General features: G+C 63.1%; 18 protein-coding genes. 4 read left to right on the forward strand and 14 right to left on the reverse strand.

The annotated features are described in order from the left end of the window. Window positions 1-121: 121 nt before the first annotated feature. Window positions 122-1,348, forward strand: a complete 1,227-nt coding sequence (locus H6955_07820) for a methyltransferase (GenBank protein MCP5313449.1) — start codon at window positions 122-124, stop codon at window positions 1,346-1,348. A 113-nt stretch (window positions 1,349-1,461) separates the two neighbouring features. On the opposite strand, the gene H6955_07825 is transcribed toward H6955_07820, so the two are convergent. The 5 genes from H6955_07825 to H6955_07845 form a co-directional block, all read right to left on the reverse strand. Then, window positions 1,462-2,658: an ATP-grasp domain-containing protein gene (locus H6955_07825; GenBank protein ID MCP5313450.1), complete on the reverse strand. Its 1,197-nt coding sequence runs from the start codon at window positions 2,656-2,658 to the stop codon at window positions 1,462-1,464. Window positions 2,659-3,027: 369 nt separating this feature from the next. Further along, the gene (locus H6955_07830) at window positions 3,028-3,561 is read right to left on the reverse strand and encodes a hypothetical protein (GenBank protein MCP5313451.1); all 534 of its coding nucleotides are present in this window, start codon (window positions 3,559-3,561) and stop codon (window positions 3,028-3,030) included. A 76-nt stretch (window positions 3,562-3,637) separates the two neighbouring features. After that, window positions 3,638-4,279 (reverse strand): hypothetical protein, encoded by a 642-nt coding sequence (locus tag H6955_07835; protein MCP5313452.1) that lies wholly within the window; start codon window positions 4,277-4,279, stop codon window positions 3,638-3,640. Next, window positions 4,276-6,225, reverse strand: coding sequence for a hypothetical protein (locus H6955_07840; protein ID MCP5313453.1), 1,950 nt, complete (start codon window positions 6,223-6,225; stop codon window positions 4,276-4,278). The genes H6955_07835 and H6955_07840 overlap by 4 nt, the downstream gene beginning before the upstream one ends. Before the next feature lie 937 nt (window positions 6,226-7,162). Continuing rightward, a complete protein-coding gene (locus H6955_07845) occupies window positions 7,163-7,930 on the reverse strand; it encodes an isoprenylcysteine carboxylmethyltransferase family protein (protein ID MCP5313454.1) in 768 nt (255 codons plus the stop codon). Window positions 7,931-8,112: 182 nt separating this feature from the next. On the opposite strand from H6955_07845, the gene H6955_07850 reads away from it, so the two are divergent. Then, window positions 8,113-8,796, forward strand: a complete 684-nt coding sequence (locus H6955_07850) for a helix-turn-helix transcriptional regulator (GenBank protein ID MCP5313455.1) — start codon at window positions 8,113-8,115, stop codon at window positions 8,794-8,796. Window positions 8,797-8,988: 192 nt separating this feature from the next. On the opposite strand, the gene H6955_07855 is transcribed toward H6955_07850, so the two are convergent. The 7 genes from H6955_07855 to H6955_07885 form a co-directional block, all read right to left on the reverse strand. Further along, window positions 8,989-9,822, reverse strand: a complete 834-nt coding sequence (locus H6955_07855) for a transporter (GenBank protein MCP5313456.1) — start codon at window positions 9,820-9,822, stop codon at window positions 8,989-8,991. A 150-nt stretch (window positions 9,823-9,972) separates the two neighbouring features. Then, the gene (locus H6955_07860; GenBank protein ID MCP5313457.1) at window positions 9,973-11,865 is read right to left on the reverse strand and encodes an amidohydrolase; all 1,893 of its coding nucleotides are present in this window, start codon (window positions 11,863-11,865) and stop codon (window positions 9,973-9,975) included. A 128-nt stretch (window positions 11,866-11,993) separates the two neighbouring features. Then, the gene (locus H6955_07865) at window positions 11,994-13,541 is read right to left on the reverse strand and encodes an arylsulfatase (GenBank protein MCP5313458.1); all 1,548 of its coding nucleotides are present in this window, start codon (window positions 13,539-13,541) and stop codon (window positions 11,994-11,996) included. A 494-nt stretch (window positions 13,542-14,035) separates the two neighbouring features. Further along, window positions 14,036-14,881 (reverse strand): hypothetical protein, encoded by an 846-nt coding sequence (locus H6955_07870; protein ID MCP5313459.1) that lies wholly within the window; start codon window positions 14,879-14,881, stop codon window positions 14,036-14,038. 37 nt (window positions 14,882-14,918) lie between these two features. Continuing rightward, window positions 14,919-15,113 (reverse strand): ribbon-helix-helix protein, CopG family, encoded by a 195-nt coding sequence (locus tag H6955_07875; protein MCP5313460.1) that lies wholly within the window; start codon window positions 15,111-15,113, stop codon window positions 14,919-14,921. A gap of 18 nt (window positions 15,114-15,131) precedes the next feature. Further along, window positions 15,132-17,171 (reverse strand): alkaline phosphatase family protein, encoded by a 2,040-nt coding sequence (locus tag H6955_07880; protein MCP5313461.1) that lies wholly within the window; start codon window positions 17,169-17,171, stop codon window positions 15,132-15,134. Further along, complete coding sequence (locus tag H6955_07885; protein ID MCP5313462.1) at window positions 17,168-19,252, reverse strand: alkaline phosphatase family protein; 2,085 nt, start codon at window positions 19,250-19,252, stop codon at window positions 17,168-17,170. Before H6955_07885 ends, H6955_07880 begins: the two co-directional genes overlap by 4 nt. Before the next feature lie 221 nt (window positions 19,253-19,473). Between H6955_07885 and H6955_07890 the strand changes: the two genes are divergently transcribed. Then, window positions 19,474-20,088: a sulfotransferase domain-containing protein gene (locus tag H6955_07890; GenBank protein ID MCP5313463.1), complete on the forward strand. Its 615-nt coding sequence runs from the start codon at window positions 19,474-19,476 to the stop codon at window positions 20,086-20,088. Window positions 20,089-20,225: 137 nt separating this feature from the next. Here the strand turns inward: H6955_07890 and H6955_07895 are convergent, their stop codons facing one another. Continuing rightward, window positions 20,226-21,995: a sulfatase gene (locus H6955_07895; GenBank protein ID MCP5313464.1), complete on the reverse strand. Its 1,770-nt coding sequence runs from the start codon at window positions 21,993-21,995 to the stop codon at window positions 20,226-20,228. Window positions 21,996-22,112: 117 nt separating this feature from the next. Next, complete coding sequence (locus H6955_07900; protein ID MCP5313465.1) at window positions 22,113-22,688, reverse strand: hypothetical protein; 576 nt, start codon at window positions 22,686-22,688, stop codon at window positions 22,113-22,115. A 571-nt stretch (window positions 22,689-23,259) separates the two neighbouring features. Here H6955_07900 and H6955_07905 point away from each other — a divergent pair. Then, window positions 23,260-25,224 (forward strand): PEP-CTERM sorting domain-containing protein, encoded by a 1,965-nt coding sequence (locus tag H6955_07905; protein MCP5313466.1) that lies wholly within the window; start codon window positions 23,260-23,262, stop codon window positions 25,222-25,224. Window positions 25,225-25,364: the final 140 nt, after the last annotated feature.

Genomic DNA, 25,364 nt, shown 5'->3' on the forward strand with positions numbered 1-25,364 from the left:
CGGGAGGATCCCGGGGATCACGCATCGACGCCCGCGGCAGATCGCTGGTGGAATCCCATGCAATCGCTACCGCCAGGTGTTCGGACCGAATGAAACGGATCCCATTGATTGGATTCCGGCATTGAACGCCACGCAGGCCCCGTCGTTTCGCAACCATTTTCGCGAACTGGACAAGCTTCTGTTCGCGTGGCACTGGCTGTGGCGCGAGGTGCCTTTCAAGCAGCCACACCTTTCATGGTATGACCGTCATCCGCATTGGCGGCACATACTGCGGGACATCGATGACAGTACGCTCGAGGCACTGACCGCCGATCCAGCGCTGCTGAGTGCCTTTGCGCAAGAAGAACTGGATATCCGGTTACCCGACCTTCCCGACTACTCACCACCGGACGATGGCTCACCGCCTGGTCCGTTCGATGCGCCCGACGGCGTGAAACCCCGGAAATGGGCGCAGCTTGAGCATTTCGTGACCGCGCGTGAACGGCTGTCGGACGATACAAGTGGGCAATTGGTGGAATGGTGTGCGGGCAAGGGGCATCTGAGCCGAAGGCTGCTCGCGCGCGACGGTCGTCGCGAGGCCATCGCGCTGGAGAAAGACCCGGTGCTGATTGGGCACGGGAACAAGATCGCGGCTGACCTGGGGCTGAAGATCACGTTTGAACAGCAGGATGTTCTCGCGGCCAGCGTTGCCCGCTTCTGCTCGGGCGAATCCAGTCATGTCGCGCTGCATGCCTGTGGACGGCTGCATCTCAGCATGCTGCGCCATTGCTGCGCAGGCCGCGTGGCGCAGATCGATCTGGTGCCCTGCTGTTATCACCAGACCGACGACAACCCATATCGGCCCCTGTCGGATTTCGTGCGGCAGAACACGCACCTGCGTCTGGACTACGAGGCGCTCAAACTGGCCGTGCAGGAAACCGTGAGCGCGGCGCCCAACGCGCGTCGCAACCGTACGCGACTTCAGCAATGGCGCCTCGGATTCGACAACCTGTTGCGCCTGAACTGCGGCTACCAGGACTACCTGCCGGTCCCGTCGCTGTCATCGTCCGAAGCGGGTGGGGATTTTCGGAGCTTTTGCCAGCATGCGGCGATGATCAAAGGGATCGTGCTGCCGGACGCTATCGATTACGCGTATGCGGAGCAGCTTGGGCGCCAACGTTTTGCCCAGGTCTCCCGCGAGGACCTGGTGCGCCAGCTGTTTCGCAGGCCGCTGGAACTGTGGCTGGTCCTCGACCGGTGTCTGTACCTCGAGGAACACGGCTACGCGGTCTCGTTGCGCGGGTTTTGCCCACGCCATGTCACCCCACGCAACCTCTGGATTCACGCCCGGAGATCGGTGCCGGAGTAATTGTTCTCCCGTTCGCGCGGAAAAGGTTCGGAGGCCGCCCTGGCTCGCGCCTTGCGCCAGACAACCGATCGCCTTGCATCGCGAGGCTGTTCGGCTCGACGCTTCTCGGAGACTCACGCGCTTCTTTCACCCAGCTCGATCGACAGGTTCTGGCGGAACTCATCGAGCAGCGCCAGCCGTTCCATTGGAGAGGAACTCACATGCAACAGATAGCCGACATCCTGGCCGGCGCCCTGCCGCTCACCGATCACGTCGCCCGGACGGACCTTGAGGCGGAACTCACGCGTTGCGGGATGCCCCCGCACGAACTGTTCGCCACGTACCGCCGTGACCACTCCGGTACCCGGATGCAGCACCTCGACACACGCATACCCGGAAGGCGCCTGCGGGAAATCGAACCGCTCGTTCAGCTCCATCGCGACGAATGCCGCCCAGGGGTCGAAACCGTAGGCATGGCGCATCGCGTTCATGATGTAGCCACCTGGCGGGCGCAGCGCGATCTCACCGAACAGCAGGCCGGCGTCGGTCAGGTACACCTCGAGGTGCGTGATTCCCCAGTTGATCTTCAGCGCCTTGAGGACGCGACGATTCAATTCGAGCATTGCCGCCAGGACCGCCTCGTCGAGATCGGCGGGCACGAAATTGACGTGACGTTTCTCGACGTAGCGGGTGGTGTTGACGAAGCGGATCTCACCGCCGTTCAGGTATGACTCGATGCTCGCCTCCGGCGCCGAGACGAAGCGTTCCAGGATGTTGCGGCCGTCCTTCTGCAGCACCAGGTCCTGCTCACGGTGGACGAAGCTCAGTTCCCGGCCGCCGGAAGACTTGCGCCGTTTGCGCACCACCGGGGTGCCCAGGCGCGCAAACACCTCCGCTGCCGAACGCGCCGACGACTCGGCGAGAAAGTCGGTCATCGGGATATCGAACTCGTCCAGGTACTCTTTCATTGCAAGCTTGTCACGGCAACGCAGCGCGGTGGTCGCGGGGGATAGCCTGGCGCCGAGTAGCCTGCGCGCCAGTGCGGCGGGGTACACGGCGCCTTCGACGCCTGCGATCACATGGCTGTAGCGCCCATCACCGAACGCCTCGGCGATGGTGCGCTTGAGCTTTTCCGTGGTGTTCCAGAAGGGGGCGGTCAGCACCTGCTGCGCATCCGCCAGCTCATAGCTGGCATGTTCCCGCCATACGCTGAAGGGAATGCCACGCTCGCGCAGGTGATCGATCAGGGCGCGGCGCGGGCCTATGACCAGCACACGGTAGCCAGCGCTGTCGGCGTGTTCCGAAGATGATGGGGCGGCACCGGCTGTCATGGCGTCTTGGCGTGGCGCAAGTGAACTTCAGCGAACATGCTCGACCGTGCTCCTGGTCTCAGGGTGCCGGTCGAATTCTACCGAATCGATGGGGCGTCTTTCCTCTCCCTGGCCACCCGCCACGGCAATGTGCATTGAAACACTTCGGGCGTTCCGGACATCTCAAACCCCGGGGAGGGCCCAACATGAGCACGCAGTCGACACCAGGTCACCGAACAGATCGTCCGCGTCGCCCAGATGCCGGAAACGGGGCGTCCGCATGGCCTCCGGGTCGCCAAGCGAGTCTTGCGCGTGCAGTATCATGTTAACGGCGGCGGGCGACGCCGGATCGCCCGGGGCCGAGTGGCATACCCATGCCTGCCGCCAAGACTACCGACCGTATTTCCGTTCCATCTGCGTTCCGAGTTTTTCCAGTTCCTCGTCGGACATATTCATGAGCTGCTCCATGGATTTGCCGGTCATTTCCTTGACCCCGGCCTCGATCTGCGGACGGTTCGCCTCGGTTTGCCGCATCACGGCGGCGGCGTCGCGTTGCGACTTCGCCGAGTACAGCGCCATGACCTCGTCATCGGACTTGCCGTCGGCCTCCTTGCCCAGTGCCCTGCGCATGTCGTCCATACCCTTGGCGCGCGCCTGATTCGCCGCATCCGCTCTCCGCTTGTTGGCGGCCTCGAATTCCCGGATCACCTGCTCATCGGACTTGCCGCGGGTGTCGATACCGTCGCGCTTCATCTCCCCGCGGATACCGTCCGCATATGCCCTGCGTTGCTGGGCCTTCTCCGCTGCCGCGGCGCGTTCACGCGCGGCCTGCTCACGTTTCTCGGCCGCCTCATCCCAGTCGGCGTATGCAGGCATCACAAAGTGCAGACTGACCAGGACCAACAGGACAGACAGTGTTTTCATGATTGACTCCGGAACAGGTTAACTGTGATTGCGACCGACTGGCGGGCACGCGGTAGGACAGGCGGCCCAAAAAAGATCACCTATCGACACGGCGTTGAACAAAGCGCGCACCGCTGGATTGATCGCGGGGGTTTGCCCAACCGGGGTGCCAGTTGCCTTCACCCGATCCTTGCCGCGCCCACCGAAAGTGCCCAAAGCGTCTCATGCGATGCCAACGCCAGATGGATACCAACAGACCCGCTGCCAGCAGCGCTGCAGTGGGTGGCACCGGCACGGCGCGTATCGCAGCCGCGCGCAGCTCAGCCACGCTCCAGGCCGGGTCGACACCTTCGAGCATCAGCCAGTCGGCGGGACGCGGCGAATCCGGGCTGCGCGCCAGATACGCCGCGTCGAGCAGCGTGTACGCGAGCCCGTCCATGGTTTCTGCGGCGTATGCGTCGTATTCGAGCCACACCAGGTCCGGCAGCTCAACGGCCACCCTGGACCCCAGGTCCGTCACCGCGAATGCGAACAGCCCAAGCAGAGTTATCCCGGGGTCGTGCGTGTTGTAATCGGTCCAACCGGGTGCGTATTCGGGGATCCTTGCCTGGATGGCGCTGCGCAGAAATGCGTAGTCCGCTTCATCCAGCGGCGGCGGGATCAACCCGGCATCGGCCGTGAGCGTCACCGACCAGAGTAATACCGCACCAAGGCTTCGCCGCCATACGTGCCTTGTCATATCGCCTCCCACCGTTGGCAGACCGTGTTGGGGACGCCACGGGCAATCCGCCCCCGGGGCCGTGCCAACGCGCTGGCGCCAAGACCGAAGATCAGCAGCAGAACAGTCGACGGTACCGGCACGCTGAACGGGTAATAACCGGGGAAGGGGCGATCGACGAGTACGTTCGGCGCATCGGGGACGAAGCTGTAGCGCTGCACCACCTGCGACAGCAGCGGGTCACAGGCGAAGCAAAGATCCGGCAGCTCCAGTTCATGCGCGTAGGGTGAGAAATAAAACAGCTCACCATCATCGGCGGCCACCGCAAGGGCGGTGAAATCATCCAACGACAGGCCCGTGCAGCTGATGCAGAAGATCTCGCCCAGGTTCAGGCCATCGGGAAAGAAATCGCTGTCGTAGATGACCAGTGGCTGGTCGGGCAGGAATACCACGTCGAAGTCGCTGCCGTCGCAGCCCGGACAGGTGCGCAGAAACACCTGCTCCCTGCCGGTCACCAGGTACTGCAGCGTTGCCTCGGGCAGATCGACGAGCAGGCGATAGACCGCGCTGCCGTCGCTGTTGGCACTTTCCTGCTGCCAGAGCATCTGGTTTTCCGTGACGTCACCAAACAGGTCGAACTGGAGGTCGAACCTCGATCCCAGCACGGGCGCGATGTCCACGCCGAACTGGTTCGTGTAGAAAGGAATCTGCAGCGGCGGCGGCGCCACCGTGCCGGAGAATGCGTAGCCGGTTGACTCACCGATCGCGCTCGCCGACAGCAGGCTGACGTCGAGGCGTCCGTCAATCTGCAACCCGGTGGTGTTCGCCAGCTCGTTCGGCATGGCGTAAAAGGGTGTCACGCCCAGTGTGGAGCGGAACACCGTCGGTGCAAGCGTGACGAGATCACCCGGCTCGAAGGTCAATGCCTGCACCGCACCCAATGACTGGCCATTGACCGTTGCCTTGACGTAGTCGTCGAAGATGAGCCCGATCGATGGCCTCGGCGTGAATTCCAGATCCTGATAGAGGCCGCTGGCAACGGTCGCCTTGGCATCCATCAGCGAGTAACCGATCGGTCCGAGCGTGCCGTTGATGGTTGGCAGCAGCGATGGCCGCAACACGAAGTCGTCGACGAGTCGATCCAGGTCGACGGTCGCCGAGACGATGTCCGTGTCGGTGTGCGCAACCAGGTTGCCCCCCGACAGGGTCGCAGCCTGGTTCAGTTTCGGCGCGTCGACCGTGAAGGTCGCGTAGTCGGCGATCGGGAACGTCTTCGGTAGCGACGCGGACTGGCTGAGGGCGGGCACTGTAGGCAGCAGGGTCACGCTGCCGGTGCTGTCGGCGTGCACCAGCGGCAGGTTCAGCTGACCCAGGCTCGGGAGGTCGGCCCGAAAGACATCCGTGCAGACCGAACCAACAATCGCGCCGACACAACCCTGCAGGAACGCCGAGTTGTGGTTGACGATGGACAGGCCCAGGTCCGCTGCGATCCCGGGACTGGTCGTGGTCAGGCTCGGCAGGCCCGAGCTGGGCCGGATGACCTGATCGAAGGTACCGATCAAGGCACCGCTCCCAAGCCGGTCATACGTCGTCTGCGTCGCGAGCTTGGTAAAACCCTGCGGCGCGATATCGGCCGTGCCTGCTACCGTGAACGCACTGCCGGCACGCACCGTGTACGGGTCCGGCACGGTGAGACTGGTGACGACCGGCAGGTTCAGGAACAGTTTGCCGGTACTCAGGCTGGCGCTGAAATCCAGGCTGACATCACCACCCACCGAGGCGCCGAGCTGTGCATAGGTCGGCGACCCGGCCGGCGGGATCTTCACCGTCGGCGTATTCGCCGTGGTGTCTGGCAGCGCGAAGGAGTAGCTGGTCGAGCGCGTGACCGACGGGCCGGTCTCGAACGGGTTCTGGTTCTTGGCCACGAAGTTGACATTGTTGTCGATAACCGTGGCGGACGCGCCCAAGGGACAAAGCATCGTCGCCAAGAGGGCGCCTGCCCGCCACCCCTGACGCGCTGAACCAATCGCTGGTTGGCGTGATACCGAGGTATTCTCTTCAGTCGGCGCACCCGCCGATCCCGCCACCCTGTCGCAAACGGCAGCGGCGGGTCGTGACCGGCAAGTGGAATACCCGACGGAACGTGTAGAACATTCGGTTTGGATGCACATCCCCGCTCTCCGACGATGCGGCGCGAACTGCGCGCGCCGGGTCTGTCCTGGTAACCGGTGAAGGCAGGTGAGCCGGATGGCTTGCTGACCGAGCCGCCAAGTAAGCGACCGCGGCCATGGCCGACGAGGCTGGGCGACCCATGGTCCTGGCGCACCTGTCCAGTCAGCGGCTCCGGTTAGCAGCGCAAGACCCGGTACCTCAGGCGCCAGGGAAAGGGGCGGCTCAGGCACCACGCGTCGTGGCACGCGCAGGCCGGTCGTCGCCGTAAAGGATGCTCGGGGGAAGCCTGAGGCCCGCGGCCAGAGGGCGTGTGACAAACGGCCGCCAGCGTGACTCGCTTTGAACCAAGAACGTCGCAATGGAGTGGAACTCGGCGCACAGACGATCTCGACCTCGGGTGTCTGACGACCAAGTCCATGGCATTTCCGGTGCCAACGGACAAAACATTCAAATATTCAACGCATTCCGTTTACGCCTGCCAGGATCGACTGCGAACAATGTAAAATTTGTTGACGTATTCCCCCCCTGACAGGCCTTCCGGTTCAATCCGGCAATGGTCTGGACTGCTTACAACGTTGCAGTCGACTGCTCGTCGCTGCGGGCATACGACAATCGGTCGCGAGACAGGTCTGGCGTTTCGATCCTGATTCCAGATATCCCGGCAGCCCAAAGAGAAATGCCGCCCTCGACGGTGTCGAGAGCGGCAGCATTCTGTTGCGCCGTTTGATTCGATCAGACCGGTTCGGACTTGCCGATCGCAGAGCGTTTGATAGCCGGGAGGAAGCGGCCTGTTTGGGCGCGGTAGGCCAGGTAACGGTCGCCGAAGGCGCGGATCAGATCGCGTTCCTCGTAAGCCACGCCAATCAGGATGTAGGCCGACATGCCCAGGGCGAACATCAGGTGACCGACTGTCATCACCGGAGTGAACCAGATGCCGAGGAACACGCCGGTCATGATCGGGTGGCGGATGTAGCGGTATAGGGAGCTGAGCTGGAACGGCACATGGGTATAGGGAACATCGCGGAAGTACAGCCACACCTGACGAAGCCCGAACAGATCGAAATGGTTTATCAGGAAGGTGGCATAGAACACCAGCGCCCAACCGGCGAGGCCGATCCCCAGCAGGCCGTAGTGGACCGGACCCTGCTCCAGCGCCCAGATCGGCGTCGTCATCGGCTGCCACAGGCCAATCATCAGAAACACCACCACGGCAGTGCCCAGCATGAAGGTGCTGCGCTCGGCGGCCGCCGGCAGGATTCGGGCCAGTCTTTGCTTGAAAGACCGACGCGCCATCACGCTGTGTTGCAACGCAAACAACGTGATCAGGCCGAGGTTGATCCACAGAGCCGCACCACCGGATCCACCGCTGGCGGCATCGATATTCGACAACAGTGGATTGTCGGGCAAAAAGTTGAAGATGAAGGCGATCAGCGCAACCAGCGAGGCCGATCCGATCAGGTAGTTGGTAACGCCATACAACAGGACCGCATTTTTTTTCATGACTTCCTCCAGGGGTTGAGATCGGCGCACCGTGGGGTACGGCGGGCCGTTGGAGAAAGCTTAGGGAGGGCCGGATTCCGCCTCTACGACATCAAATGGAGCTACCCGCTACATTTTCTGTAGTATCCAACTACACAAGTCGGCATTCACCGCGGATACGCCCGCGACCGCGAGGCAAGTGCATGGAATATGGTCAGTTTTGCCCAATTGCCAAGGCCACCGAGATCCTCGGGGAAAAGTGGACCATTCTTATCGTGCGCGAGCTTCTGATGGGCGCGCGCCGCTTCAGCGATCTTCAGCGGGGCCTCACCCTGATCTCCCCCACGCTGTTGTCGAAACGCCTGGATGCCCTGACGCAGAACGGCCTGGTGATGAAACGCCGCATCGCCGGACAGAAGGGCCACGAGTACACGCCGACCCGTTCCTGTCACGAGCTACTGCCCATATTGGTCTCGCTGGGCGAATGGGGCATGCGCTGGGCGCAGTCGAACGTGACGGGCGACGACTACGACGTGGAACTGCTGATGCTCTACCTGCAACGCAGCATCAAACCGGATGCCCTTCCCGGCGGCGAGACCGCAATCCGCTTCCGTTTCACTGACGTTCGGGAATATCCCGACTGGTGGTTGCTCGTGCAAGACGCGCGCGTGGATATCTGCGTCAACGACCCGGGGCGCGAGATCGATGTGTACTTCACCACCACGGTGAAGGTCATGGCGGACGTCTGGATGGGCAAGGTGAGTTACCGCAAGGCGATCGCCGAAAAGTCGCTGACCCTGGTCGGCCAGAAGGCCCTGATCAATGATGTGAGCGCCTGGATGAGCGACAGCATCTTCGCTGGCATCGAGCCGGTGGCAACGGCCTGATTGGTCGGAAAGACGCGTGATCCGCCGCGGCACTGGTGGAGCAGTCAATCGACCGGACGGTTGGTATTGAGCGCGACGCTTCAGCCCACCCGCCCAGGCCCCATTGAACCGCCGCGAGTTCGCTGCATCTTGCCGCTTGGTGAGACGCGAACGAGGGCCGTCGACGGACTCGACGGGCAGCTCAGCGTCGGTTCACTTCGGGAAGAGCAGCGTGAACACCAAACGTGCGCCCCAGCCCTCGGGTCCGCCGTCCGGACCTTCCGCCCAATAGCGGGCCCCGGCACCGATGCTCACCAGCTGGCTACCGATCCTGGTCACCTTGGTCACGATGCCGTTGACCGGCACAGACCACTGCTCACTTTCCCAATCATAGGTGCTCTCCGTGTTGAGGGAGAAGGTCCAGGCCTGGGGCGTGGTGTAGGACAGGAAAGGCTGCAGGAAGGTCGCGTTGACATCGGCGCGATCGTCGTCGCCGGCGAACGACCAGATATGGTTGGCCAGGGCGCCATAGGTCCAGGGACCCTGCTGCTTCAGCGCCACGGCGGTCGGGCCCGCACCCCACTTGTCGGCGGTGAGCAGTTCGTCCGATCCGGTCGGCAACAGGATCACCGGCCCGGCGCCCCAGATCCAGCCGCTGGCCGTGGGCGCCTTGGGTGAAAAGAACAGGCTCTGCACGATGTCACCGACGCCGGACTGGCTCCCGGCACCGGCAATGACGTCGTCCTGCCAGACGACCGGTACGATGGTGCGCGAGATCAGGTTCCAGTCTTCTGAAATCGAGATCGGTACGACCGGCTGGATGTTCAAGACCCAGCGGTCACCGGTGTCATCGGGGCCGATGCCTTCATCGTAGTTGAGCTGCAACGGCACGCTGATCAGTGCGGCGACCGGGTTGGCGAGCTGCTTGGCGAGATCCGCCGAAGACTGCGGCTGCCCCGCCCGTACGTTCGCCGCCTCGTCGGCGCTGGCCTGCGCACCCAGTCCCAGGACGATGGCAGTGGACAGGCTGGTGATGCATTTCTTCATGGATGAAATCCCGAGCGAGTGCGTGAATTTTCGGTGGTAACCGCGGCGTTCGGTCTCGTGACCATGGCCCTGTCTCGGAACGCGCGTCGAGTCACTGCATTCACGGCGGATGCACAGGCCAGCCGCCGGTTACGACGATTTGCTCTCGCTTCAGCGCATGGGCGCCGAGGCCATGGCATCGGACAAGGCAAGGAAGAGGTCAGACAGGCACGCCGACGACGTACCGTCTGGCTGCATGCCGATGGCGCTTGACGAGGCGCCGGGCCGGATCGTGCGCGGCGCCTCACCGAGGTCTGCGAGCGCCGCCATCGCGCGTGTGAAGCCCGGGTTCTCGTTCACCCCGGCGGTCTTCGCATCCAGGCGGAATACCGTCCGCCCCTCCTTCACCGTCTCCGTGACCTTCAGGCCATCGAGCGTCTCGGGATCCACGGCGGTGGGGTCGGCCGAGAGGATCACGAAATCGGCCAGTTTGCCCACCTCTAGCGAGCCTTTCCGCGATTCCTCGAAATGCTGATAGGCCGGCCAGATGGTCATGGCCTTCAGTGCGGTGATCACATCGACCCGCTGCTCCGGGCCGACGACCACGCCCGAGCCTCGCGCACGCCGGGTAACCGTCGCATCGAGCACCCGCATGGAGTCCGGGAACGCAACCGGGGCATCGTGGTGGCTGGTGAAGATCATGCCGCGTTCCAACACCCACCCGGTCGGCGAGATGTTCTGGCCCTTGTCCGGTCCGACCGTGTGCTGCAGGTGCCAGTCACCCCAGTAGAAGGTGTGCATCGGAAACAGCGAGGGAATGACCCCCAGGGCCTTGAAGTCGTCGAGCTGGTCGGCGCGGACGAACTGGCCATGGATAAGCACCGGCCGCAGCGCCTGTGCCTCGGGATACTGGACCTGGGCCGCGCGGTGGGCCGCGACCAGCAAGTCCATCGCGCGCTCGCCGTTGGCATGGGTGAGCAGCTGGATCTTGTTTGCCGCGGCCCAGAGCGCGGCATCGAAGACCTGTTCTGCGGTGGCCGCCGCATAGCCCGAGTATCCCGTCGGATAGTTGCCGACCGGCTTGTAGTAGGGCTGGTCACGCCAGGCGGTGAAACCCTGCGGACTGCCGTCGATGGTCAGCTTGGCGCCGCCGATGCGCAGGCGCTTGTCGTAGTCGGCGCTGACCCCGGCCTTGATCATGTCCCGGTCGATGAGCACGTCCGGGTAGGTGACCACGTCGATGGCGAAGCCACCCTCGGCGGCGACCGACTGCATCACGCGAACCACGTCCGGGGACGATCGTCCCTCCTGAGCCGTCGTGTAGCCGAAACGCGCCCAGAGCTCGCTTCCCGCGCGCGCGAACGCCTTGAAACCCTCCGGCCCGATGGCGGGCAGGATCTTCAACAGCGCGCTGAACATCGCGAGTTCTTCCAGGACCCCGTTCGGCTCCTGGCTGTCGTCGCGGCGCCGGATGACGCCACCCTCCGGGTTCTTGCTCGCAGCCGAGATCCCGGCCACCTCCAGTGCCTTGCTGTTGAGTACCGCGAGATGACCCGACTGGTGGATGATGAAGATCGGGTACTCGCTGGACACCGCATCGAGATCATCGCGCGTGGGGTGGCGCAGTTCCTTGAGCTGGGCATTGTCGTAACCGAAGCCGACGATGAGTTTCACCTTGCTCACGACTTCCTGATTGGCGGCCACCCAGTCGCGCAGTGTCCGCTGCAGCGAGGCGATGTCGACGACATCGCCGTCGGGCGGGGCCAGCAGGTTGGCCGACAGCGCCTGGAGCCCACCCATGACCATGTGTCCGTGGGCGTCGACGAAGCCCGGGAGCAGCGCGCGTCCGTTCAGGTCGATCAGCTCGGTACCGTCACCCCGCAGCCTCATCACCTCGGCCTGGCTGCCCACCGCGACGATCCGGCCATCGCGCTCGGCGATCGCTTCCGCGCGCATCGCCTCGTCGTTCATCGTCAGAATGGGTCCACCGGACCAGATTCGATCGGCACTCTCCTGCGCATGCACAGGCGACCAAGACGCCACGCAGGCGATAGCTGTTGCCATCAATGCGGTCATCGATTTCATTGTCTTCATTCCTTTAGGACGCACACTGCATTCGATTCATGTATGCATGGGGATGCTGGCGCCCCGCCACCGGCAGTGGCGGGGCATCGGTCGGCCAAATGCGTTCGTCAGTTCTCCATGCGCGACATCTCCTCGACCCGCTTCTTCACGGAATCGAGGTTGAAAGATCCCGGCGTCTGACTGGGCGGATAATCCTTCATGGTGCCAATAAATTGCGCAGCGAGCTTGTTGGCCCCAAACAGTATGAAGACGCGATCCAGCGCCCAATCTTCGTAGACGTTTGCATTGTGTTGCGCCCGCTCATAGGGATCGCGACGCAGGTTGAACAGCAGCGGCACACGGACCTCGGTAAAGGGTTCGCGCCAGACACCAAACGCCTTACCGCGATTCTCCTTGTAGACGACCTTCCAGTCTTTCCAGCGGACAGCGACGATATCGCCGTCGTCGTTCACGTACACAAACCCCTTGCGCGGTGACTCCTGGGTCTTGCCGCCCAGATAGTCCAGTAGATCGTAACCGTCGATGTAGTTCCTGTAGGTACGACCATTCAGGTCGACACCTTTCAGCAATCGGTCTTTGATGTCCGATGCGCCCGCTACAGCCGCGAACGTTGGCAGCCAGTCCTGGTGTGACACGATGCCATTGAGTGTCTCACCGGCGGGGAAGTGCCCGGGCCATCGAACGAAGGCCGGTACGCGGTAGGCACCTTCCCAGTTCGAGTTCTTCTCCGACCGGTAGGGCGTATTGGCCGCGTCCGGCCAGGTGTTGTAGTGCGGGCCGTTGTCGGTCGAGTAAAGCACGATGGTGTTGTCCGCGATCCCGAGCTCATCGAGCAACTGCAGCAACTGGCCCACGTGCATATCGTGCTCGATCATGCCGTCGGTATATTCGTCGTTGCCCTGGTGGCGCCGCTCGGCCCTGACGTGCGTCCTGAAGTGCATCCGCGTTCCGTTCCACCAACAGAAGAACGACTTCCCCGCCTTGGCATTGCGGGTGATGAAATCCTTCGCGGCCTCTATCGTTTCATCGTCGATTGTTTCCATGCGTTTCTTCGTCAGCGGCCCGGTGTCGACGATGGTCTGACCGCCCTTGCCATCCGCCGAGGCCTTGATCACGCCGCGCGGGCCGAATTCCTGCCGAAACGCCGGTTCCTGCGGATAGTCTTCGTTCTCCGGTTCCTCCTCGGCGTTCAAATGGTAGAGGTTGCCGAAGAACTCGTCGAAGCCGTGCATCGTGGGCAGATGCGCGTCGCGATCGCCCTGGTGGTTCTTGCCAAACTGCCCGGTCGCGTACCCCTGGCTTTTCAGCACGGTGGCGATCGTGACATCGCTCTTCTGCCAACCCTCGAGCGCACCCGGCACGCCGACCTTGGTCATGCCAGTGCGCAGTGGGTTGTTGCCGCCGAGGAATGCAGCCCGTCCGGCGGTACAGGATTGTTGACCGTAGTAGTCGGTGAATGACACGCCTTCCCGGGCGATGCGATCGATATTGGGGGTTTGATAGCCCATCAGCCCACGGTTGTTGAAGCTGATATTGCTCGTCCCGATATCGTCACCCCAGATCACGAGGATGTTCGGCTTCGGCTGCGCGATCGCAACGCCCGAAAGAAGGGCCAGAATTGCGAAGGTGAGACCGGAACGCTGGCAATGATTCATGGCAATTCCCTTTTCAGAAGGTTGGTCGTTCGCCCGAGCGAGGGTTGTTCGGCCACCGCCCCGCTTGCCGGGTCGTGTCCACCTCGGGCTGCAATCTTGCGCGGACCCTTTCACCCGAAAGCACCGGTCGTGGTCCGCAACCGGCATCTGAACCATCCCATGTAGCCGGTTTCGCTCAACGCGGGCGCAAAGCCTGGGAAGAATTGACATCCAGTTCTGCATCGTCAAGGCAGTTCCCGAAACGAATGTCCAGGACAAACAGGTCACGCCCCCCGCATATCGCGTCTGATGTCCAGATTGCTCGTTACTGAATTGCGAAGCCCTCGATAGCGAACCCGCTTACGCCAGCGTTGCGGTGCTTTCGTGCTGAGGCGTTTCGCTGCGATCTGCCAGCACGCGTCCGACTTTGACTAGCTCGCCCCATCGAAAGTCCCCGTTGCAGGGAAGCGCTGCCGTTGCAAAGCCGACGCGCTGGCATTTTCGACTTTCGACGATCAGATCTGGACGCCAAAGCTTCTGCGCAACACCAACACGAATACCAGCGTCAGCACCAGAAAGGCGGTCGTCCAATGCCAGGACCAACCCAGGATTGGAATCCTCAGTTGTGCATCCTGTAGCTGCACGTCGATAGACTGCACAGGGCTGTCGCTGGGCAGTGGTGGCTCGGTTGGGTTCAGCAACTGATCGAGCAGCTTGCTCCCGGGCCGGTGCGGCGATCGACTGACGATGTCCGAACGGGCATCGAAGGACTTCGCCAAGGTGGCACCTTCGTAGCTCAGCGAAAGGCGATAGTCTCCGGGCGAGTGCAGGGCGATGCGCCAGGCAAGCCGCCGCTCGGTCGGGATCCACACCGCGGGTGTCTGCACCTGCAGACCCGGGTCGATACTCTGCAAGCTGGCGCTCGGGCGCCGTCCTGAGAGCGCCGAAGCAGCGGCTTCGGTGATCTGCGCCTGCACGACGAAGGTCTGGCCGGGCTGCGGGCTCTGATATCCATAGTGCGATTGCAGCTGTGTCGTCAGAAGTAGCAACGGCGCAGCCAACCAGACCATCGGCCACAGGCTCAGTTTCATGTAGGCGATGCTGTGGCGCAGGATCTCGAACTGCGCATGCAGCATGGTGCGCGGGTCGTCGTTGAACAGCCGGATCTCGAACAGACGCGCATGAATCTTCTGCTTGGTCCGCGCCACGGCCTGTTGATCCGACGCGTACTTGTAAACCAGCAGAACAACCGCGGCGGTGAGCATCGAGACCAGTGTCAGGCCAACCAGCGGATGCAGCTCGCGCAGCGGGTAAAGCACCCCGTCCAACAACCTTGTCAGGATTCCATTGATAAAGGACAAGTCGGCCCTCGTGGACTGAATGTTGCCAGGTGATGGTTCAGGCGAGGTAACCGAGTCCGCGCAGGCGTTTCTTGATCTCCTCTTCCGATTTCGCACCCTCGAGTTTCGCGAGTTCCCGTTCGAGCGCATGGGTGACGAATTCGGATACCGATGAATAGCCCGCGATGCGGGATATCTTCTCCACCTTTGCGACCAGCTCGCTGTCCAGCCGAACATTGCGTGAGCCAAACATCAGCGCTTTCTCCTCCGGTTATTTGTCGGCAATCTGTTGCGGCCCGGGCGTTTGCCTGTGCGGAAAACCCGCAACGCCGAATTCCGCCAGCAATGCGCCGGCCAGCTGCTGCAGGTTCGCGACCGGCTGTTGTAACGGACGGTTGCTGAACAGTACCCCCGGTACCAGTTCATGGTCCATCGCGTGGTTGCCGCTCCATTGATCGCGATTGTCGGACAGCACCTTGCCACCGACCTTGCCGATCGCCGATCCCTGTGCACACTGCAGGTGCGGACCGTAGCCGACCTGCAGGTCCGGGCCGATCTGCAGCTGACCCTGGTCGTTATAGATCTGGTCACGCTGATACATGCGGGTGACGACGGGGAGCCCGGTAGCCGGGTCATTCGTATCCAGTAGCGCCTGCGAGATCTCATCAATCAGCGCCTGGCGCTGCGTGGGTGCTACGATGCCATCGCGCTCGCGCCCCTGCAGGTTCAGATACAGGCCATTCAGGCCGAGGCCGTAAGCGCGGGTGCGGGTCCAATCCACGTTCAGCAACAAGCCTGGATCCTCCTCCAGGTAAGGGTCGATCACGGCCAGGTAGCCACGCTGCCTGAGCCAGGCATTCAGATCGAACTCGCGACGGATACTGGTAAATCCATGGTCGGACATCACCACCAGGGTGGTGTCCGGCGGCATACGCGCCAATGTTGCGCCAACGACCCCATCGAGCTCGGCATAAACATTCGGGATGACATCGGCAAAGGGTGCGTCCAACTGCTCGTCATAGGCCGGGTGATCAGGGTCGAGCGGCCGGAACATCATGTGCGATATCTGATCGAGGTTACCGAAGTAGTAGAACAACAGCCCTCGATCGAAATCCTCGAGCACCTGCTGGTACTGGCGGATCAACTCGCGACCTGCCAGGTGCGCCTGCTCAAGGAACTGCTCGCGGCTGAGGATGCCGCTCTCCAGGGCATTGGTATCTTCGGGCATGCCCTGGGTGTAGAAGCGACCACTTGCCTGGGCCAGGTCGCGGGCATAGGTCGGCGGGGTAGAAATCGGCATCGCCGGCGCCACGGGATCCATGTTCAGGGGACTGACATAGAGCGTGAATTCCGGCCGCACCGATTTGAGGAAGAAACGCGCCTCGGCCTGCAGGCGCTGGGTGGGGACCATGGCGAAACTGAAGGGCACCCAGTCGCTCCATTCCCCTACCTGGATCACCCGCTGCTGTTCGTCGACCGTCAGCAGCACCGCCGGCTGATCGGGATCGACATCCACGGTGAAACCGGTGCGCAGCTGGTGCGGTTCGCGCAGAAACGGATTGTCGGGGCCATGCAGGCTGCCTTCGACCCTGCCATCGGTGACGTGTACCGGGTAGATACGGCCGCCGTTGAGTGGCCTGCCCTGGTAGCGCAGCGGTTCGGAGGTGTACAAGGACGAGATGCCATAGGTGCCGAGAATATCGGGTGTTCCCATGCCCGAGATTTCACGCGTCGCGCTGCCCGATGGGGGGAAATTGGTCGGCATGCGGATGATCGAGGTCTCCACCCCATGGGCCTCGAGCACCTCCCAGAATGTCTCGCCGTCGCGCAGGAGTTCGACGCTGCCACTGGACAAGGGGATGCGGTAGCGCCCCAGCCCGATGCTGCTGGACGTGGGCGTCGCCCGACTGGTGGACAGATAGGGAAGCAACTGCAGTGGGTCACGGTGCATGAAATCAAAGATCCCGTGGCCGCCGGAATCCAGACCGGTGATGAAGTTGGACCAGGCGACCGGGCTCTGTGGCGGCACCGAGGTGGCCAGCGACTGAAAGTGTCCTGTCTCTGCGAGTCGCTTGAGGTTCGGCATCCGGCCCTCCTCCATGAAGCGTCGCGTGAGGCCGTAGTCCATGCCGTCGAACCCCAGTACGATCATGCGCTTGGCATCCGGGTGTGGTGCGACTCCGGGGGACAGCTCCGATGCCGTCTGTTCGCAGCCGGGTAACACCAGCAAGAGGACCGCAAGGAGCAGCGTCGTCGATGGCCAACGGCGCAGTGCGCCGACAACCGCCGCAGGGCCCGGCGTTGCGCTCATCGGGCGTCGTCCGCCGGGTCGCCGTCCGCCTGCCCCCGGGTGGCGAAGGGGTCGCGGTGGAACAGCGGCCGGCCCTCCATGTAGTGTTCGGATGGCAGGCCGAACAGCTGCAGCACCGTGGGGGCCATATCGATCAACCCCGGATCCGGCTCGTCGATGGCGCAGCTACTGAACAGGATGCCCGGCACCAGGCGCGGATCGACACAATGATCCGCGCTCCAGGCCTTGCGATTGTCCTCGAATACCTCACCGGCGATGATGCCCGACGTACAGTCCCAGGAGTGCCGGTAACCGTGGTTGTAACCAACGATCAGGTCGGGTCCGCGTTCCAGGTAGGGCCCGTCGTGGATCTCTGAGGTCTCGAACACCTCATTGATCGCGCGCTCCTGCTTCTCCTCGTCGACCAGCCCGCCCAATCGCTGCATCAATTCCCGTTTCAACGCCCGGGCAGGTTCACCCGCTTCGACGATGCCGGCAGACTCACGCCCCCGGATATTGAGAAAGATCCCGGTCAGGCCGATGACGTAGGCGCGGGTGCGCGTCCAGTCGACATCGCGCAGCCAGGGCGTCTTGCCGTCGGCGCCTTCCTTGAGCGCCAGATAGCCGTTGTCATGCAGCCAGCGGTTGAGGTTGCAGCCGCGCCGGAACGAGGTCATGCCGTGGTCGGAGACGACCATCAACAGGTCTTTGTCGCCCAAGCGACCGAGCAGCTTGCCGACCAGCCGGTCATTGCGCCGGTACATCTGCTCGATGGCATCGGCATGACGGGCGCCGGGCTCGCGCACCGCCGGATGCCCCTCCTCGGTGTAGCGCCAGAACATGTGCTGCACCCGGTCGGTGGCGTCGAACACACAGGCGAGGCTGCCGCGACGCAGGCGATCGAAGGCACGCCAGAACATGCGTTCGCGTTCGTCTTCGACGTCCAGGGCCATCTTCAGGAAGGTCGCGTCATCGATCACCCCCTCGTTGAGTGCCCAGGTATCCTCGGCCAGACCCAGGGTCGAGTAAGGCCCGATCATCTTGGCGAGGTAGCTTGCGTAATACGGCGGGTGGGAAATGGGCATCGCCGGTCGCTCCGGATCGATGCTGATCGGGCTGACATAGAGCGAGAATTCCTCGTCCGCCTCGCTCACCAGCATCCGGCACAGTCCCGAGATGGTCACCCCTGGCGCGGCTCGAAACTTCAATGTCACCCAGGGACTGAGTTGACCGGTGACCAGCTCGAAGTCGTCACCGTCGATGCCGATGCGCGTGCGCTGGCCGGCCCGGTCGGCGGCGATACGCAGCGCCGTCTCGACCGGCGGGTTGCCCTCGCGGAAGGCGTTGTCGGGTCCCTGGATCACCGTCTCATAGCGATGCAGCCCGCCTTGCACGCGCGGCAGGCCGATACGAATACCCCCCTCCTGGATCTGCCCGCGCGCGGGACGCGTGGTGTACAGCAGGAAGGTCCCCTGGGTGCCGAGCAGGTCGGGGGTGCACATCGCGCTCAGCTGGGCGCCGCGAAAAGGCTCCGGCGGGAAGGAGACGGGCATGCGCAGGATGGTGCTCCAGATCCGATGTTCGGCCAGCACCTTCCAGTAAGGCTTGGACTTGCGCATCAAGCGGATCGCCGGCCTGTGCAGCGGCAGCCGCCAGCGACCGATCTTCAGGCTGCGCTCGACGGCATCGATCTGTACCGAAGACAGCAGTGGCAGGTAGGAGCGTCGGTCGCGCTCGAGGAAGTCGAAGATGCCGTGTCGACCGGGGCCGGTGCCGGTACTGAAGGTCGACCAGGCGACCGGGGTGATCGACGGATAGGTGGAGCGCAGGCGGCTATAGCAACCCGTCGTTGCCAGACGGGTGAAGTTGGGTAGTTTGCCCTCGGCCATGAAACGCTCGGTGAGGGCCGCGTCCTGGCCGTCGAAGCCGACCACGATCAGGCGTCTGACCCATGCGCGTGCGCGCCTGCCGCGGAACGCCACCCGCCATACCGAGCGCAGTGGCCAGAGCAGCAGCGACAACAGTGCCAACAGCACCGTCACCAATAGGACCCCGACCGAGGACACAAGCGCGAAGCCGGCGCCCGGGCCGATATACGCCAGTGCCGGGTGCACGATACCGATGGTCATTGCGATGACCAAAGTTGCAGCCAGTCCGGGGGCCAGGTGGGGCAGCTTCAAACGACTCGTCGCTCGTGAGTGTTGGGTTGATTCGGGCCGCCAACGGTCGGAGTCCGGTGAGACAGGCCGATTATACAGCGGTGAGGCGGACGGAAAGGTCCGCTGCGCCGGCGATCGCGCCGGGCTGTGACAGAATCGGGCCCATGAATCGGTTGATCTGGCACTTGCGTCGTCTCGTCTATGGCGAACCCGTGATCGTCGTCTCGGGGCTGCCCCGCTCCGGCACGTCGATGCTGATGCAGATGCTAGCTGCCGGTGGGTTGGCACTGCTGACCGATGCCAGGCGCGCCGCCGACGAGGACAATCCGCAGGGCTATTTCGAGCTTGAGCAGGTCAGGCATCTGCCCGATGGTGACCGACGCTGGCTGCGTGACGCCCGTGGCAAAGCGGTCAAGGTGGTCTCCACGCTGCTGCGTGAACTACCGGACAGGTACAACTACAAGGTGATACTGATGCGCCGCGATCTTGGAGAAGTGCTTGCGTCGCAGGCCAGGATGCTGGCGCGTCGCGGGCAGGTGCACGACATCGACCAGGCCCGGATGCGGCGACTGTTCGAGGACGATCTGTGGCGCGCAACCTACCTGCTCAGACACGCCAGTCACTTCGATCATCTGGAGGTCGACTATGCGCAGGTGATCGAGGATCCGCAGTTGCAGGCGGGACGCATCGCCGATTTCGTCGCGGCAGGCCTGAATGTCGACAACATGGCTGGCGCGGTCGATAGCGCGCTGTACCGCAACCGCTGTCGCCCCGGTTGAGCGGCTCGCCTGCCTGCTGCACCAGTATCCGGGATGATCGCGCCGGACCGGTGCACTTCGATAACGGTTGTCGCCCGATCGATCCTGCGCCCGTCGCGTCCGCCCCGATCGACGGGTGCTGCATGCAGGCTGGAGCCCTACTGCGCATCGTCGTCGCCGCCCAGGTAACCGAGGGAACGCAGGCGTTCGAGCAGCTCCCTGGATGGCTTGGCGGCGTTTGCGGCCGGTGGTCTGATCACGCCCAGGAAGACTCCGGGTCTGTCATCGCCGGAGGTTGCGCCGGCGTCGGCGAGCAGATCGTCGATGTCGCGGATGCGCCAGGCATCATCGCTGGCCTGAAACGCAAACGGCACCGCTTGGGCCTGTTCCCCGTCACCCACCCTCAGCCTGGCCTCGCCGGCCTCGCCGATCTCCAGCTGTTGTACGACAATCCTGGCATCCGGCGGCGTCACCTGGAATCGGATGCCATCTTCGTCGGGCACCAGGCGTTTGCCCCTGTTGAGCTCCTGGTAGCGGTTCTCCAGCCGCCAGCTCAGGCGCAGTTGCCGGCGGTCTTCCGAAAGATCGAAACCGTCTCCCTGCTCCAGGCGAATCCCCATCACCTCGGTGAAGTCCCCGCTGGTCTGGATCAGTGCCTCGGCCCGTTGCGGTTCGCCTGCCGCCGCATTGACGATGCGCAGTTGAACGCCGCTTGATCGCTGCGCCAGATGGGCATTCAAAGATTTTGCCAGGCGGGCCTGGAGCGGCTGTTCGTCAGCCGAGATATCTTTCGATTCCGTCGGATCCTGCACCAGATCGAACAGCGCCTCGTTCGCCTCCGGTCGGGTACGCTTCAGGTACTTGAACGGACCGCTGAGCACACCACGTACCCGGTGGCCACCCTGGCCGCTGGTTCGGAGCGAAAGAAACAGGTCGCGTTCCGCCGTGTCCGTCACGCTGCCTTGTATCAACGGGGCGAGATCGCGACCATCCAGCCGCTCGCCAGGCGACTCACCGAGCGCGTGCAACACGGTGGGAAACACATCGGTGAGCGAGGTGCGGGCAGCAACCCGGATGCCGGCAAAGCGGCCCTGCGGGAAACGGATCAGCAACGGGACCCGCACCACCTCCTCGTACAGCGTGCTGCCATGACCCAATCTGCCACGCTCCCACAGCTCCTCACCATGGTCGGAGGTGAATATCGTCATGCTGCGATCGTTGAGTCCGCGCTGCCCCAGCAGCTCAGTGATCCGCCCGAACTGGGCATCGACGAAGGCGATCTCGCCGTCGTACCGGCCAACCGACATGTTGGCGGGAACCGCGCGCGAGCGCGGAAAGCGGCTGTCGAACGGTGGCGGTGGCTGGTAAGGGAAGTGGGGGTCGACGACGTGCAGATACAGAAAGAACGGCTGACTTTGCTCAAGCCGGTCCAGGTGTTCCTCGACGAACTCGGTGACGCGGTTGGCAGGGGTGCCGTTGCCGGCCGAATCGAGGTCCCGGTAGACGTCGAAACCCCGGTCGAATCCCCAGTGCGCCAGGACGTTGGGGTTGGTCACGGCGCCGAAGGTCGAGTAACCAAGCGCTTTCAGGCGTTCGGCCAGCAGCGGTACATCGGCGGGGATTCTGTCCAAACGGTCTTCGGCACCATGGCTGATCGCATCCAGTCCGCTGAACAGCGTGACCATGCTGGGCTTGGTCCAGGAACTGGGCGCATAGGTGTTGTCGAACACGGTGCTGCCGCTGGCCCAGCGATCGAGCACCGGCGAGGTATCCCGGTCATACCCGTACACACCCAGGTGATCGGCGCGCAACGTGTCGACCAGGAAGACAATGACGTTGGGTCGCGGCGGATCCGCCGCAGCGGCCGGCTCGCCGCTATTCGCCGGCTGCTGATATCCGGACCAGAACAAAGCGCCGATGCCAGCCATCGCAGCCACAACAACGGCTGTAACAGCCGGCCATCGACGCATCTGCTCCGTCCCCGAGGTTAGACCGCCCGTCGCAGACCTGATGGCATCGTCCAGGTACCGCGTTCGGGCGCCGACTCAGCGCTGGCTGCAGGCCAGGTTGCCGGCGGACCTCGAATAATTCGGCATCAGCGCGAACGGCATCGGAGTGACGGAGCCGTCCCCTCCCTCGGGCAGGTAACTGCCACTACCGATCAAGGCGCATCCGGGCCTTGTCGGTCCGACATTCAGGCTGAAGCCGATGATGTCGGCACCGGACAGGCTGTCGCCGGCACTGGAAGCGTCGTTCGGCAGCCGTACATTCGACACGGCTGTCCGCCCCACACTCCAGGGGTCGAGCGTCAGAACCTCTCCCGGCATCACCTCAATCGCGCCTTTGCCCGCGTCGTAGAAAGTGTCGATGCGGTACTTGACCGGTCGACATTCCAGCGGTCGGCCACGCCGCAGTTCATTGCTGCCGAAATAGGCCACCGAAACCTCGTACTTGCCCCGCAATCCGGACATCAACAAGCCCCCAAGGCGGGTACTCTCGACCGGGTTCAGCGCACTCATCCCTATCGGTCCGATATCGCAGTCTTCACTCTGGCTGGCACCAGAGAACGCCAGTCCCATGACCGCAGCGGCGCCTACCAAACCAACTTTGAACTGTGACATTTGTTATCTCCCTTATTCGATATTTGCTTCCGATGAACTTGGAGCGAGGGTCAACGAGTTGCCGGTGGCTGCGAATGTCATCATTCAGCAGCGGTTCGACAGGGTTTGCTCGGTCATACGGCGCCGCACGCTATCGTCCATCGCTCGGGTTTTGTCAGACCTCGACACGACTGCCGGGAATCGTAATCAGATCCTGCACCCACCCGACTACGATGCGATCCCCCGATTTTTCAGTCTATGTCGATTGTTACGGAATTACCGGCGACATTTCTACGGGAAAGGGGCGCAATCGGTGTATTCACAACATAGATTCCCCGGCGGGGGAAAGTTCAGGTGCGCCCCTTGCGCCGTGCCGTTGCATATCTCAGCGCGGATATTGCGCGCTGCCTATGGCTTAGGCGTTCCTGACCGGCGCATCGTTGTCAGCCTATTTGACACATGAGCCACCAACCTCCCACCCGCATCACAATAAGCCTTTGAAAAAACTGATCAATATGCAATGCGGATCGAATATTGCCTGCCTTTCACGAGATATCAAAAAAACTGATAGTCAAATCTTATGAGATCTTCGATGGTGTCACTGGGCCGGTTCTTTCTACTTTCCACTTCGCTCGCGCTGTCCACCTGGGCGACAACAGTCGGCGCTGCGCTGCTGACCTGGCAGGACCCGGGTGTCGATGACTGGTTCGACGGCACCAACTGGGATGCCGGCGGCGCCATTCCCACCGCGGTCGACGTGGCCCGGATACGAAATGGGGGCACCGCTGCGGCCAACGCCTCCATCGAGGTCCAGACCCTGAATCTGGGTTCCACCGCGGACACCACCGCCGCCTCGGGCCATCTGGTGGTTTCTCCCGGCGACCTGACCGTGAACGGCGACCTGCAGGTGGGCAACACCACCAGCCTCTCGGCCACCGGCACCAGCGCCCAGGGCGCCTTGAGTGTCGATGGCGCCATCGTCAGCGGCGCCACCGGGGTATTCCAGCTGGGATCGAATCGCGGGGCCGGCAGCACCGCCGAGGGCACGATCACGGCTGACTCCTTCACCGGAGACTACGACTTCTTCGCCGTTGGGCGCGACGATGCCGGCGGCTCGGGTACCGGTTCGATGACGCTGACCAATGCCCTGAACCTGACCCGGAACCTCACCTTCTTCGAGGTCGGCTTCACCTTTTTGGACGGAACGCAGGCCGATGGCCAGTTCAGCGCCGCCAGCGGTGACGTCACGGCGGGGCACGCATATGTAGGCGCTCACCTGGGCAGCGAAACATCCCCGGGTGATGTGAGCGGCATCGCCAGCCTGGGCAGCGGCAGCCTGAGTAGCGACCTGAGCGGCGCCTTCGCGGTGGGCCAGTTGCAGAACAACCACAGCGGCAACGCCCTTGGTGAACTGTCCCTCAACGGCGTGTCCGGCTATGGCGTCCATTCGGTGGGCGTTGCCGGCGGTGGCACCACCAGCGGCTCAAGCACGGGCACCCTGATCGTCGGCACGGGTGGCATAACGGGTGGCAACACCATGTCTATCGGCACAGCCGGCAATGGTACGGCGAATGCCACCGGCCTGGTGGAGGTGACTGGCGGCAACGTGGTGCTCTCGTCCAATCTGAACATCGGCACCAATTCCGGCAGCTTGGACTCGGTTGCCGATGGTACCTTGCGGATCAGCAATGGCGACCTGAACGTGGGCGGGCTGGTCACCGTGGGCCTGATATCGGGTGTCGCCGGGACCAAACAGGCCAATGCAAGTTTGCAGATGAGCAACGGTCAAATTTCAACTGGGCTGCTGCGCGTCGGCAACGTCGTGGGTGCGGGTTCAACCAACGCCAGCGCCACGTTCGACCATGTCAGCGGCCAGGTCGAGGCGTTGCAGGTCGGCGAATCCTTCAACCCCGCAGGCAACCCCAACGGACATGTCGAGCTGACCCATAGCGACCTGGATGCCAGAGAATTCGTCGCGATAGGTTTCAGCAGCAGCGGCACCGGGAACGGCTCCATGACGCTGACCGACAGCCGCCTGAATGTCGGCGTCGGCACCGATACCGGCGGCCTGTTCGGGCGGGTATTCGTTGGAGCCGCCCCCGGCGATATTGCGCTACTAGACCTGGAGCGTAGCCTGATCGATGCGGCAGGGGCCCTGACGATGGGCGATGGTGCACGCCTGAGCATGTCCATCGGGGGCGGCGTGCGTGTCGACGAATACGCAGCCATCGATGCGCAATCGGCGTTTCTCGGTGGTCAGCTTTTCATCGATTTCGATTTCACACCGATGCTCGACAGCATGGTTTTCGACCTGATCGTTTCCGAGTCGATCGACGGAATCTTCGACGATTTCTACAGCGTCGACATCTCCGGCCTGGTTGCGGGTTACAGCGCCAGCACCGGGGTCGAGTTGATCAATGTCGGCGGCAGCCAGGTCGAAGCCTATCGGCTCCGAATCACGCGCGACGTACCGGAGCCCGGCTCGCTGTGGCTGATGGCGATCGCACTGCTCGGCTACGCCCTGTATCCAATTTCTGGCCGTCGACTGGAAGTTTGAGCCCGGAAATCTGACCCTTTGGCGTGCTTCCACATCTGCAAGGCAGACGCGAGATATAACCCGCTCAACTAAAGTATGGGCTGGCCATGGACCCGATTGGCCACACGCAACAAGCACCGCCGCGAGAATCGAAGCGCCCC

The organism is Chromatiaceae bacterium (assembly GCA_024235395.1).
Taxonomy (GTDB): domain Bacteria; phylum Pseudomonadota; class Gammaproteobacteria; order Chromatiales; family Chromatiaceae; genus Thiosocius.

Bases quoted from the DNA above. Each gene is read 5' to 3' on its own strand.
- H6955_07825 (MCP5313450.1), bottom strand. From the start codon at position 2,658: ATGACAGCCGGTGCCGCCCCATCATCTTCGGAACACGCCGACAGCGCT.
- H6955_07835 (MCP5313452.1), bottom strand. From the start codon at position 4,279: ATGACAAGGCACGTATGGCGGCGAAGCCTTGGTGCGGTATTACTCTGG.
- H6955_07890 (MCP5313463.1), top strand. From the start codon at position 19,474: ATGAATCGGTTGATCTGGCACTTGCGTCGTCTCGTCTATGGCGAACCC.
- H6955_07900 (MCP5313465.1), bottom strand. From the start codon at position 22,688: ATGTCACAGTTCAAAGTTGGTTTGGTAGGCGCCGCTGCGGTCATGGGA.
- H6955_07860 (MCP5313457.1), bottom strand. From the start codon at position 11,865: ATGGCAACAGCTATCGCCTGCGTGGCGTCTTGGTCGCCTGTGCATGCG.
- H6955_07855 (MCP5313456.1), bottom strand. From the start codon at position 9,822: ATGAAGAAATGCATCACCAGCCTGTCCACTGCCATCGTCCTGGGACTG.
- H6955_07850 (MCP5313455.1), top strand. From the start codon at position 8,113: ATGGAATATGGTCAGTTTTGCCCAATTGCCAAGGCCACCGAGATCCTC.
- H6955_07830 (MCP5313451.1), bottom strand. From the start codon at position 3,561: ATGAAAACACTGTCTGTCCTGTTGGTCCTGGTCAGTCTGCACTTTGTG.
- H6955_07875 (MCP5313460.1), bottom strand. From the start codon at position 15,113: ATGTTTGGCTCACGCAATGTTCGGCTGGACAGCGAGCTGGTCGCAAAG.
- H6955_07895 (MCP5313464.1), bottom strand. From the start codon at position 21,995: ATGGCTGGCATCGGCGCTTTGTTCTGGTCCGGATATCAGCAGCCGGCG.
- H6955_07905 (MCP5313466.1), top strand. From the start codon at position 23,260: ATGGTGTCACTGGGCCGGTTCTTTCTACTTTCCACTTCGCTCGCGCTG.
- H6955_07845 (MCP5313454.1), bottom strand. From the start codon at position 7,930: ATGAAAAAAAATGCGGTCCTGTTGTATGGCGTTACCAACTACCTGATC.
- H6955_07865 (MCP5313458.1), bottom strand. From the start codon at position 13,541: ATGAATCATTGCCAGCGTTCCGGTCTCACCTTCGCAATTCTGGCCCTT.
- H6955_07880 (MCP5313461.1), bottom strand. From the start codon at position 17,171: ATGAGCGCAACGCCGGGCCCTGCGGCGGTTGTCGGCGCACTGCGCCGT.